This window comes from Syntrophales bacterium (assembly GCA_035363115.1).
Taxonomy (GTDB): Bacteria; Desulfobacterota; Syntrophia; order Syntrophales; family PHBD01; genus PHBD01.
Genome location: DAOSEM010000013.1, coordinates 1 through 12,042, shown reverse-complemented (window position 1 = coordinate 12,042; position 12,042 = coordinate 1). Strand labels below are relative to the sequence as shown.

The 12,042-nt window shown below is 59.5% G+C and carries 8 protein-coding genes; 3 read left to right on the top strand and 5 right to left on the bottom strand.

Annotated features, from left to right (window positions below; all coding sequences use genetic code 11):
• Window positions 1-450 precede the first annotated feature (450 nt).
• The 3 genes from PLO63_17230 to katG all read left to right on the top strand — a co-directional run bounded on the left by PLO63_17230 (window position 451) and on the right by katG (window position 4,202).
• Window positions 451-1,104, top strand: coding sequence for a TetR/AcrR family transcriptional regulator (locus PLO63_17230; protein ID HOI75886.1), 654 nt, complete (start codon window positions 451-453; stop codon window positions 1,102-1,104).
• 309 nt (window positions 1,105-1,413) lie between these two features.
• Window positions 1,414-1,878 (top strand): Fur family transcriptional regulator, encoded by a 465-nt coding sequence (locus tag PLO63_17225; GenBank protein ID HOI75885.1) that lies wholly within the window; start codon window positions 1,414-1,416, stop codon window positions 1,876-1,878.
• Between the two features lie 113 nt (window positions 1,879-1,991).
• On the top strand, window positions 1,992-4,202 hold the full coding sequence (gene katG, locus PLO63_17220; GenBank protein ID HOI75884.1) for a catalase/peroxidase HPI: 2,211 nt from the start codon (window positions 1,992-1,994) through the stop codon (window positions 4,200-4,202).
• 107 nt (window positions 4,203-4,309) lie between these two features.
• On the opposite strand, the gene PLO63_17215 is transcribed toward katG, so the two are convergent.
• The 5 genes from PLO63_17215 to PLO63_17195 form a co-directional block, all read right to left on the bottom strand.
• Entirely contained in the window at window positions 4,310-5,833 is a 1,524-nt protein-coding gene (locus PLO63_17215) for a class I adenylate-forming enzyme family protein (protein HOI75883.1), read from the bottom strand.
• Window positions 5,834-6,114: 281 nt separating this feature from the next.
• Complete coding sequence (locus tag PLO63_17210; protein ID HOI75882.1) at window positions 6,115-7,590, bottom strand: aldehyde dehydrogenase family protein; 1,476 nt, start codon at window positions 7,588-7,590, stop codon at window positions 6,115-6,117.
• A gap of 17 nt (window positions 7,591-7,607) precedes the next feature.
• Complete coding sequence (locus tag PLO63_17205) at window positions 7,608-8,072, bottom strand: hypothetical protein (GenBank protein HOI75881.1); 465 nt, start codon at window positions 8,070-8,072, stop codon at window positions 7,608-7,610.
• A gap of 90 nt (window positions 8,073-8,162) precedes the next feature.
• Window positions 8,163-9,380: an iron-containing alcohol dehydrogenase gene (locus tag PLO63_17200; protein ID HOI75880.1), complete on the bottom strand. Its 1,218-nt coding sequence runs from the start codon at window positions 9,378-9,380 to the stop codon at window positions 8,163-8,165.
• Between the two features lie 306 nt (window positions 9,381-9,686).
• Window positions 9,687-11,684 carry a sigma 54-interacting transcriptional regulator gene (locus tag PLO63_17195; GenBank protein ID HOI75879.1) on the bottom strand — a complete coding sequence of 666 codons (1,998 nt, stop codon included), beginning with the start codon at window positions 11,682-11,684 and terminating at the stop codon, window positions 9,687-9,689.
• Between the last annotated feature and the right edge of the window lie 358 nt (window positions 11,685-12,042).

Sequence of the window (12,042 nt, the reverse complement as noted above, 5' to 3'; positions counted from 1 at the left end):
GAGTTATCTCTATGAAATGATTATTGATTGACTCTGCCGGAGCAGCCGTTGGAGACGCTGCTTCACAGCGGCTTTGGTGGGCCTGAAAAATCATATAAAACTGCATGGTTTAAAATAGTTATCTTTCCCTGACATCTTGGGAGGATACAATCACATTCCCAAATAAAATGTCAAGTTATTATTGAAATTGGATTCTAATAATTGTATTTGATTTCAAGTCAACGAGGGGTTATCTGTTTCAAACCCGCTGCGACAGGCATTTCGGGGTTTTTCGTCCTGTACCGGTTTGACAATTCGGTTGACGTGGAGGGAGGGCCTCTCTATATTGCCGTCAATTCATCAATGATCCATTATAGTTTGCAGATACAAGGAACCACCGCCCACGGTCATGGGTATCATGGAGCGCATGGCGGCGGAGCGCGGGCTTCGATGAAAAAGGAAATTGGCAATATGAAAAAGAAGAAACCAGGTGTCCTGTCCAGGGCAGGACAGAGAAGGCAGCGGGAGAAGGAGGGTCGGCGCGATGCCATCCTGAAGGCGGCAATGGCCCTGTTCGCCTCCGAGGGCTACCGGCAGGCCAGCATGGAGCGGATCGCCGATGAGGCCGAGGTGTCCATCGGCACGGTCTACATCAACTTCAAGAGCAAGGAGGAGATCCTGGCCCACCTGATGGACGAGATCGCCTACGAGATCCGGACCATCGTCGGCGAGAATTTCAGAGCCTCCGAAAATCCTTACGAAGGCATGAAGAAGTCGGGCATCGCCTTCATGACGGAATTCTGCCAGAAGTACCCGGAAAAGATCATCATCCTGTACCGGGAGTCGGTGGGGAAAAGCCCTCTCCTGGAAGCGCACCGGGAGAAGATGCACAAGCAGTTGATCAACGACCTGCAGGGCGCCGTCGAAGCGCTGAAGGAGAAGGTCGGCTTCTGCTTCCGAAGCGGCCTTTCCTCCGAGATCATCGCCACCTGCATCGGCGGGATGTATGAGCGGATCGCTTACCAGTTCATCATCTGGCAGGATCGCACGGACGAGCTGGACGAGGCGAGCGAGGAAGTGGTCGATTTCCTGATCGGAGGGATCGACAGCCTGCGGGAGAAGTAATTGCAGCGGGACGCGGTTTTGTTCGCCGCCTCTGCATAGGCAACCCTCAACCATGGCTTCCTGAAGCCGGTCTTTTGTCTTCTCGACGAATCCTCATCCTGGCCGGCTGCATTCACAGTTCTCCGAAACCAAGGCACCATCGCCGCACCTGAATCATCAAAAAGCAATCAACGATACAAAGGCCATGGATCCCGCAATTCCATCATTGCCCCCATTGACCTTCGCCGGCCGGCTTCGACGAAAGAAATCTTGACAAGAGGAGGGTGCTCTGCCAGAAGGCAATCAGGAATGGTTCCGAATTTAAGGACAATGGAAAAAGAAACGATCATTCAGCGGTTGAAGGAGAAAGGCCTCAGCATCACAAGTCCGAGACTGGCCATCATCGACGTGCTGGTTGAGCAGGGGCACCTTCATCCGGGCGCGTCCTTCATCTACCGCGAGGCCAGGAAGAAGCACAATAGCCTCAGCCTTTCGACCACATACGCCACGATCAACGAGTTCAATCGGCACGGCATCGTCAAGGCGCTCGAGTTCGACGGAAGGGAAAATCGATGTGAAGTCAATCTTGACGATCACATCAATCTCATCTGCGACCGGTGCGGAAAGATCATCGATTACCAGCCTCCCCTGTCCATCGACCGGACGGATGTGGCAAAGACGACGGGTTTCATCATCACCGGGAACCGCACGGAATATTACGGATACTGTCAGGACTGCGGTAACGATCGGGACAGCGCGTCTCCCTCGGGAAAGCGGCGCAATCGTCGGTCCTGAGGGGAGTCAAATTTTTTTTGCATCGGATCTGGAATCATTCCTGATTTTGCAACCAACCCGACAACAAGTCCACAAACCCATGGAAAACAAACACGATGAAAGGAGGAAGCAGGATGAATGAAGACAGCAAGTCCCCGTCAACGGGCAGTGAGCGTAAACCCATGGCCGGCAGAGGCACGACGAACCGGGACTGGTGGCCGAACCAGTTGAACCTCAGGATTCTTCACCAGCAGGATACGAAAAGCAACCCGATGGGCGAGTCGTTCGACTACGCGGAGGAGTTCAAAACGCTCGACCTGGCGGCGTTGAAGAAGGACCTCTACGCACTGATGACCGACTCGCAGGACTGGTGGCCCGCCGACTGGGGTCACTACGGGGGCCTCTTCATCCGGATGGCGTGGCACAGCGCGGGCACCTACCGCATGGGCGACGGCCGCGGGGGGGCGGGATCCGGCTCCCAGCGCCTGGCGCCGCTCAACAGTTGGCCCGACAACGTGAACCTCGACAAGGCCCGCCGCCTGCTCTGGCCGATCAAGCAGAAATACGGCCGGAAGATCTCCTGGGCCGACCTGATGATCCTCGCCGGCAACTGTGCCCTGGAGTCCATGGGATTCAAGACCTTTGGCTTCGCCGGGGGCCGTGTGGATGTCTGGGAGCCGGAAGAGGATATCTACTGGGGCTCCGAAGAGGAATGGCTGGCGACGAGCGACAAGCCCAAGAGCCGCTACAGCGGCGACCGGGATCTGGAAAACCCCCTGGCGGCCGTACAGATGGGCCTGATCTACGTCAACCCGGAAGGCCCGGACGGCAACCCGGATCCGGTCGCCTCCGGCCGTGACGTCCGGGAGACCTTTGCCCGCATGGCCATGAACGACGAAGAGACCGTCGCGCTCGTCGCCGGGGGCCATACCTTCGGCAAATGCCATGGCGCCGGTCCGGCGACCCACGTGGGACCCGAGCCGGAGGCCGCCTCCATCGAAGAGCAGGGTCTCGGCTGGAAGAGCAGCTTCGGCAGCGGCAAGGGCGGCGATACGATCTCCAGCGGCATCGAGGGCGCCTGGAAGCCGAATCCTACCAAATGGGACCTGGGCTACCTGAGGGTGCTGTTCCAGTACGAGTGGGAACTGGTCAAGAGCCCGGCCGGTGCGAACCAGTGGCTGGCCAAGGATGTCAGCGACAGGGACATGATCGTCGACGCCCACGATCCGTCCAAAAAGAACCGGCCGATGATGACCACGGCAGACCTCTCGCTGCGCTTCGATCCCGTCTACGGGCCCATCGCGCGGAACTACCTGAAGAATCCCCAGAAATTCGCCGACGCCTTCGCCCGGGCGTGGTTCAAGCTGACCCACCGCGACATGGGCCCCCGCTCGCGCTACCTCGGCCCGGAGGTCCCGGCGGAGGAGCTGATCTGGCAGGACCCCATCCCGGCGGTCGATCACAAACTGGTCAACAAGAAAGACATCGCCGCCCTCAAGGCGAAGATCCTGGCCTCCGGCCTCTCCGTGTCGGAGCTGGTCTCGACCGCCTGGGCCTCGGCGTCCACCTTCCGCGGCTCCGACATGCGCGGCGGCGCGAACGGAGCGCGCATCCGCCTGGCGCCTCAGAAGGATTGGCAAGTCAACGAGCCGGCCCGGCTGGCGAAGGTGCTCAAAACCCTGGAGGGGATCCGGAAGGAGTTCAACGGTGCGCAGTCCGGCGGAAAGAAGGTGTCTCTCGCCGACCTGATCGTCCTGGGCGGATGCGCCGGCGTCGAGCAGGCGGCGAAGAACGCCGGCCGCAAGGTGACCGTCCCCTTCTCTCCGGGACGGATGGATGCGTCGCAGGAACAGACCGACGCGGCCTCCTTCGCGGTCCTCGAGCCGAAGGCGGACGGTTTCCGCAACTACCTCAAGGCCAAATACAGCGTATCGGCGGAAGAGCTGCTGGTCGACAAGGCGCAACTGCTGACGCTGACCGCTCCGGAGATGACGGTTCTCATCGGCGGCCTGCGCGTCCTGAATGCCAACTTCGGGCAGTCCCGGCACGGCGTATTCACCAGGCGGCCGGAGGCTCTCACCAACGACTTCTTCGTGAACCTGCTCGACATGGGCACGGAGTGGAAGGCGGCATCGAAAGACGGGGACCTGTTCGAAGGGCGCGACCGCAAGACGGGAGAGTTAAAGTGGACCGCCACCCGCGTGGACCTGGTCTTCGGTTCGAACTCCCAGCTCCGTGCTGTGGCGGAAGTCTACGGATGCAAGGACTCCCAGGAGAAGTTCCTGAGCGACTTCGTCGCGGCATGGGACAAAGTCATGAACCTTGACCGGTTCGATCTTGCCTGATCGCCGCACAAACGGCTTCGAGGGTTTTCGACGGAGCAGCGGGGAAAAACGGTACGGGCCGTGTGATCCGGTCAATTTCCGGATCACACGGCCTCAGGTTAAACTCATTACCGGAAGAGCTGAATCAGAATCCCCTTGTCGATCTTCATGGAGGCGTTCTTCGGCATGGTCTCCACAAATTTGATCACCCTCGGTTTCTTGTAGCCGCTCAAATCCTTCCGGCTGCTGCAGTAATCAAAGATCTCCTGCTCCGTCAGACTCGCATCCTTTTTCACGATCACGGCGGCCACCTGCTGCCCCCAGTCGTCATGCGGAATTCCGAGGACAAAGGCCTCCGCCACCTTGGGATGGCTCGCCAGGACGGGAATGATCTCGCCGGGATAGATATTCTCACCCCCACTGATGATCATGTCGTCCACTCTTTCCTTGAAGAAGAGATAACCGTTCTCGTCCTGGACGAAAACGTCTCCCGTATGCTGCCAGCCGTCGGAGGCAAAAAGCTTTTTGGTGTCTTCCGGTTTGTTCCAGTAGCCGGGCGTAATGTTGTCGCCGATGACCACCAGCTCCCCCGGTTGCCCCGGAGGTACTTCCTTCCCTTCCGAATCAACGAGCTTACCCTTCATAATCTGGGTCAACAGCTTCCCGACCGAACCGGGTACCCGGGTGTCATTGGAGTCATAGTTGATCGATGAACCGACATGCTCCGTCCGTCCGTAAAGCTCCAATGTTCTGACTTTGTATTTGCTTTCAAACTTCGCATACATCGCCGCCGGAATCGGTGAACCGCCGAATGCGACATGGTGCAGGGAACTCAGGTCATACTTTTCCAGATTTTCTACAGTGGCCAACTGGGCGCCCATCAGACCCACCAGGAATGCCCAGGTCACCTTGTTCTTCTCCACAGTCTCCAGGAATCCCGTCGGGCTCCATCCACCCGGCGTAAAGACCACGGCGCCGCCGGTAAGAATGGCCGCCAGCGAAGCGATCGTACCGCCGACATGAAACAAAGGCGCAATACAAAAGAATCTGTCGGTTGAGGTGATCCGCTGCGTATACGCAAATCCCTCCGCACTGACGATGTTGTTGCGGTGGGTCTGCCGGACGCCTTTTGGACGTCCCGTCGTGCCGCTGGTATACATGATCATGGCCAGATCATCATCCAGTGCCGGGTAGATCTCGGTTTCGCCGGAGTATTCAGCAACGATGTCCTTCAATAAGATCGTCCCCGATTTCTTGTCGTCTCCATCGGCGACGACGATCTGCTGAATATATCCTTCCTCCTTCTGCAATTCGCTCATGACGGCTGCGTGCTGGCTCAATGTAAAGACTGCCAACGCGCCCGAATCCTTCAAGACATACCGGAGCTCTTCCTTCTGAAATCGATAGTTCAATGGAATCGGAACAATTCCGGCCTTCAGGGCGCCATACATGAAATAGAAATATTCGGTACAGTTGGGCAGATAAATAATACCTCTTTCCCCCGGCTTGATCCCCGTTCCCTTCAACCAATTGGCAACCTTATTGGATATCTCCTCCAATTGATTATAGGTTGTTTTCCTGTCGCCATCGATGGCCACCAGGTTGTTGCCGAATTCCCGGGCCCTCATTCTGTAATAAGTTGATAAATTCATTTATCTTCCTCCTTATTGATGTAGAGGTATTATCTTTCGGTCATTCACGATCACATCCACGCACCACATGCCGCTCCTGGCGACGCTGTTAATCGCCGGTCCCCGACCTGCATGGGTGCACGGATACTTCCCGAACTCGTTATACCTGTTTCAGCTTTCCTGGATAATCAACTATCCTCAGTTCCTCCGATCGATTCAAGTAAATATTTTCGCATCGAAGCCAGCCATACCGAATGCCGCCCCGGCCCGAACCGGCGGCATCGGGAAGCGGCGCCCGAACGTCAATAGGCCCCCATCAGCTCCTCGCTCAGACTGATCATGATGTTCTTCTGCTGTGAGTATGCGTCGAGAACCATGATGTGGTTCTCCCGCCCGATGCCCGACTGCTTGTAGCCCCCGAAGGGAGCGTGTGCGGGCAGCAGGTTGTAGCAGTTCACCCACATGCGCCCCGTCTCAACGGCCCTGGACACGCGGATGGCCCGGTTGATGTCCTGGGTCCAGACGCCGCCCGCCAGTCCGTAAATGCTCTCGTTGGCCATCCGGATCACGTCTTCTTCCGTTTTGAATTTGATGAAACAGACCACCGGCCCGAAGATCTCCTCCCGGGCAACGCGCATTCCGTTGTCCACGTCGGCCAGGATCGTCGGCTTCACGAAAAACCCCTTCGCGAAATCCTCGTCCGCAACGCGGTAACCGCCGCAGGCCACCCTTGCGCCCTCCTTCCTGCCGACCTCCACATACTCCAGGACCTTCTTCAGCTGAGCCTCGTTGGCGAGACACCCCATCTGCGTTCCGATGTCCCAGGGCATGCCGAGAATGACGTTTTCGAACGCCTCCACGCAATCCGCCAGGAAGCGGTCGTAGATGTCTTCATGCACAAAGACACGCGATCCCGCACAGCAGACCTGCCCGACGTTGAAAAGGATCCCCAGGACCGCCCCTTCGACGGCCTTCTTCCAGTTGCAGTCCGGGAAGAAGATGTTGGCGGACTTGCCGCCCAGTTCGAGCGTCGCCGGAATGAGCCTGTCCGCCGCGGCCCCGGCGACGGTCAGACCGACCTCGGTGGAGCCGGTGAAGGAGATCTTGCGGATGCCCTCATGGGCCAGGACGGAATTTCCCGTCGTCGATCCCCGTCCGGTGACCACGTTGACGACCCCCTGCGGCAGGACCTGCTCCATGAGCTTCGCCAGCTCCAGGAGACTCAGGGACGTCTCCGACGACGGCTTGATCACCACGGTGTTCCCCGCCGCCAGCGCCGGCGCCAGTTTCCAGGTCGCCAGGGCAAACGGGAAATTCCAGGGCACGATGAGCCCCACGACGCCGATGGGCTCCCGGAGTATGAGGCTCAGGGTCGTCTGGTCGATCATGACCGCCCGGCCCTCTTCGGTCCGGACGGCGCCGGCCATGTAGCGGAACTGGTCCGCACCGAAGGGGATGTCGATCCAGGAGGGCTCGCGGATGGCCTTCCCCGTGTCGAGGGACTCGATCTCCGCCAGGTGGTCGCCGTGCTCGTCGATAAGCCTGGCGATCTCCATCAGCATGGCGGCCCGATCGGCCGGATTGACGTCCTTCCAGTTTTCATAAGCCTTCCGGGCGGCCTGGACGGCGCGGTCCACGTCCGCTGCGGCGGCATCGGCAAAAGTCGACAGCAGTTCCCCGTTTGCGGGGCAGCGGGACTCCAGCGTCCTGCCTTCAACTCCATCGACCCACTCGCCGCCGATGAACAGCCTGTAGCTGGTATCAGCCGGGTTATTCATGGAAACAAATCCTCCTTTCAGACCGCCGTGCCGTCATCGTCCGTCTTCGAGAATGCATAGTCGCAGGCGACCTTCGCGTTGTGCTCGTTCCAGGAATTGAGGCCCGGCATCATTTTAAAAAGCTGGGTCTTCTTGCCTTCGACCTTGTATTCCGGGGATGCCAGGGCCTTGAGCGGACTCATCTCCCCCCGGTTGAGCCTGGCCATCATGTCGAACGGACAGGAAAACCGGGTCACGAAGGAATCGTCATAGGAAGCTTCCCTCAATTCCTTCCAGGGCGCCGGTTTCGCTTCGAACGTGACGCTCGTGCATTTGCCGTTCGCAAAGTCCCAGACGGCAATCCGATCCTTCCCGTCCGGTCCGTCCCAGACCCGGAACATGAATTTCCCGTTCAGCTTGGCGGCCTTCTTCAAATGTTCAGCCGATTCGTTCAGGTTTTTCCGACAGGCTTCAAGCCAGGATTTTCCGTAATACGTAACCATTCGATCGTCCTCCTTTGGATTTTTCGTTCTCTGTCTTCCCCGTCACCCGACGCGGAGATACGGACGGATTCCTCTCCCCGGAACGGCTTCTCAGATCCCGATGCACCTTCGCACGAGGGTCTCGAAGGCCGGTGTCCTGCTGATGCCGACGGGATTGAAGGCCATGCAGGCATCGTCCATGCTCTGCTCGATCAGGGCCTCGGCGGTCGCCTCGTCCGTCGGGAACCCGTAGTCTTTGTAATTGAACTTCACTCCCACCCGGGCGTAGAGCTCCCGGAGCCGCTCGATGGCCTTCATCCCCAGGACTTCATCCGGCAAGCCGTCGTCCTTCACGCCCAGTGCCCTTGCCACCGTGGCATAGACATGCGGCACCTCCTTCATGTTGAATTCCATGACGTAGAGGTTGGCGATCGCCACGGCCAGCCCGTGGTGGAGATGATGCAGGGCGCCCGCCGTGTGGCCGATCCCGTGGTCCGCCCCGGGGAGGGCGGTCTGGAAGGCGATGCCCGACATGCAGGAGGCGATGAGCATCTTGGATCGGACATCGAGGTTCTCCCCGTTCGTGTTCCAGGCCTCCTCGACGTTGTCCGCGATCATCTCGACGGCTCGGAAGGCAATGGCATTGGACAGGTCCTGCCGGTCCCCGGACGCCAGAGCCCCGATGGAATGGGTCAGGGCGTCCAGGGCCGTGGCCGCCACAAGATTCCGGGGCAGGCTCTTCGTCAGCTCCGGGTCCAGTACCGCGAGCTTGGGGATGAACTTGTAGTCGCCGATGATCAGCTTCTTCTTCTGCGCCCGATCCATCACGACGGCTCCCCAGGTCACCTCCGACCCGGTACCGGCGGTGGTGGGGATGCAGATGATGGGCTTCGTCTCCGCCGGGACCAGGTAGAGGCCGACATAATCCTCCAGCTCGCCGCCGTTCGACTCGAGAACGGCGGCGGCCTTGCAGGCATCCATCACCGATCCGCCGCCGAGGGCGATCCAGAAATCGGCCCCGGCGTCCGCCGCGACCCCGGCAATCTCGTACACCTGCTCCCGGTCCGCCTCCTCCAGCACCCGGTCGAAGACGGCGGCCACTTCGATCGCGCTTCCCTTCAGGGATTCCAGCAGGTAGTCCAGGAGCCCCGCTCCCTTGACGCCCTGATCCGTGACGACACAGGCACGGCTCTTGCCCTCGAACTGCCAGTCCAGGCCAAGGTCGTCGGCCAGGTCGCGGACCTTGCCGTTGCCGAAGATGATCCGGGTCGGATTCCACCACTGGAAATCCATGTTATGCAATGGGACGTTTCTGAAGATCTGGCTCATGCGGATTCTCCCCTCCTGTCTGTTTTTCTCAACGCTCCGCGGCGGCCGCCCGATCGGAATGCAACCCTCATTGCACCGACCGTGCCGAGCGCGTGGAAACACCGGGGCCATGCTTCCAGTCGGCATGCCACCCGGGACCGGTCATCGTGAACGATAGTGATATTGGAGAGTTACTAATCGCGGAAGGAGGGAACTGCATTTCCCGGAGAGGAATCGAGGGAGGGGGAACCGATAAAGGGAAGGCAGAGGCGGCAAGGCACCTGCATCAGGACAATACAGGTGCCTTACCGTAAGACAGGTGTCCGGTCATTCGACGGACTTCTGAACGGTCATTTCGTACTTCTTCATCTTTCGATACAGCGTGTCCCGGGATATCCCGAGTTTTCTGGCCGCTCCCGAAACGTTTCCCCCGCTTTCTTCCAGGGCGGTTCGAATCATGGTGCTTTCAACTTCCGAAAGCCGGATGGAGTATGTTTGCCGCGGCCGGGCCGGTTCCGATTTTTCCATCCGGACGGCTCTTCCGCCATCCTGTTCACGGGAGAAATCCTCGAGGGAGAGAACGGTATCCTCCGCGAGGGTGATCGCCCGCTCAATCCAGTTTTTCAGCTGCCTCACGTTTCCCGGCCAGGGCTGGTTCATCAGGTATTCCATTGCGTCCGGAGTGATCTCCGTCACGTCCTTCTTCAGCCGGTTGCCGATTTCCTCCATGAAGTTTCCGATCAGGATCTCGATGTCCTCCCTGCGCTCCCGCAAGGGGGGAATATCGATCTCGACTACATTCAGCCGGTAGTACAGATCGCTTCTGAAATTGCCCTTCTCGACCTCCTCTTCGAGGGGCCGGTTCGATGCGGCGACGATCGTGGCCTCGAGGGGAATGCAATGCTTCCCTCCCAGCCGCAGGAACTTCCTTTCTTCCAGGACTCTCAACAGCTTCGCCTGCATGTCCAGGGACATGCCGTTGACCTCGTCGAGAAACAGGGTCCCCCCGTTGGCGAGCTCGAATCGGCCCGGCTTGCCTGAAGCCAGCGCACCCGTAAACGTGCCGGCCTCATACCCGAACAGCTCGCTTTCAATGAGTTCGTTGGGGATCGCGGAGCAGTTCAGGCCGAGGAACGGCCCCCCGGATCGTGGCCCATGGTTGTGGATGCTCTGCGCCAGCATTTCCTTCCCGGTTCCGGACTCTCCGCAGATCACGACATTGGAGCCGCTTTCGGCGACTCGCTTCGCCAGGGCAATGGTTTTCCGGATGCCCCTGCCCGTCCCCCGGATATCGGAAAAGCGGTAACGGGCGTCGAACCCGGCAACCTGTTTCACCAGGCTCTGAACCTTCTTGAATTCCCTGAGCACGATCAGGCTTCCAATCTTCCCGGAACCCGGATCGACGATCGGATGGAGGGTCAGGAGACACCGTTCCCGTCGGCCCGGCTTTCCCAGGATGATCTCGTGATCGTCGAGCGGCCTGTCCGTTTCGACGGCGTCCAGGATCTCCCCCTCCTCCAGGATCGAGCGGATGCTCTTTCCGCATGCCGCACCGGACCGGACGGACAGGATCCGTTCCGCCGCCCGGTTGATATGCGTGACATCCCCTTTTTCGTCGAGAATGACGAGGCCGTCCGCCATGGTCTCCATGGCGGATCTCAGGTATTGCGAGGCGATCTGCGCGGCCCGCAGCTCCTCCGTCACGCGCAGCTGGTTTTCGATGGCCCTGGCCGCGGCGACGATCATCCCAAACGTGTGTGGATGCCTTTGGGCGGACTCGTAGGTCGAGGTGATGTCGAGGGTTCCGATGATGTTGTTGAACTTGTCGTGGATGGGAGCGGCCGCGCAGCTTGCCAGGTGGATCACCTGAAGGTAGTGCTCCTCGGCGGCGATCTGATACGGCGTACCCAGTTTCAAGGCCAGGCTGGGCGCGGTTGTCCCGAAGTTCGCCTCGCTGAAGCAGTTGCCGACGACGGCATTGTTCTTCCGGCAGTATTCCCAGATCTCCCCCTCCCCGATGGCGTCCAGGATGAACCCGTCGCGGTCGGTGAGGAAGAGGACCATCTGAAGCCCGGTGATGAGCCTGGAAAGGCCCTCCAGGAAGGGGCGAGCGGCATCGATCAGGACCCTGTTCGCCTTCAGGACCTTCTCTTTTTCCGTTTCCGTGAGACGGCCCGGTACGGTCTCAGACCGCGGATCGAGCCCGTCGGCCCTGCATCGCTGCCAGGACAGGAGGATCTCGTCCCGGACGGCCCCGCCGCTCACGGTACCGGTGGAGACGAATTCATTCCAGGCGGCCTTCAGCCTCGCTCTGTCGACGTCCATGTTGTTCCCTCAATTCCTCAATCCGTTGAATCGGGTAACAATATGCAGCGGATCGTCCGCGGGCAACGCTCCATATGCTGCCGTGAGCACGGTTCCAACCGGAATCAAATCATTGGAAGATATTCGATCCCCTTGCCAGGCGTCACAATGCCCTGTTCTCGATGAAGTCCCGCCGTTTGGTCCGGGCAATCGGCAGCGTGGAGGGGATCCGGGAGCAGACGGGCAGCAAAGGAGGGAGAAAAACCGCCCGCCTGCTCGTCCCCGGATATCCGGAGTTTCATGATCTTCTCCCGCCTCTCCTTTTCCGCCCCGGACCGCCCGCGAGGCGGTCCGGGGCGATGTACGGCCCTATTTCGCG

Coding starts and splice junctions, on each gene's coding strand:
- PLO63_17230 (HOI75886.1), top strand. CDS start 451: ATGAAAAAGAAGAAACCAGGTGTCCTGTCCAGGGCAGGACAGAGAAGG.
- PLO63_17225 (HOI75885.1), top strand. CDS start 1,414: ATGGAAAAAGAAACGATCATTCAGCGGTTGAAGGAGAAAGGCCTCAGC.
- katG (HOI75884.1), top strand. CDS start 1,992: ATGAATGAAGACAGCAAGTCCCCGTCAACGGGCAGTGAGCGTAAACCC.
- PLO63_17215 (HOI75883.1), bottom strand. CDS start 5,833: ATGAATTTATCAACTTATTACAGAATGAGGGCCCGGGAATTCGGCAAC.
- PLO63_17210 (HOI75882.1), bottom strand. CDS start 7,590: ATGAATAACCCGGCTGATACCAGCTACAGGCTGTTCATCGGCGGCGAG.
- PLO63_17205 (HOI75881.1), bottom strand. CDS start 8,072: ATGGTTACGTATTACGGAAAATCCTGGCTTGAAGCCTGTCGGAAAAAC.
- PLO63_17200 (HOI75880.1), bottom strand. CDS start 9,380: ATGAGCCAGATCTTCAGAAACGTCCCATTGCATAACATGGATTTCCAG.
- PLO63_17195 (HOI75879.1), bottom strand. CDS start 11,684: ATGGACGTCGACAGAGCGAGGCTGAAGGCCGCCTGGAATGAATTCGTC.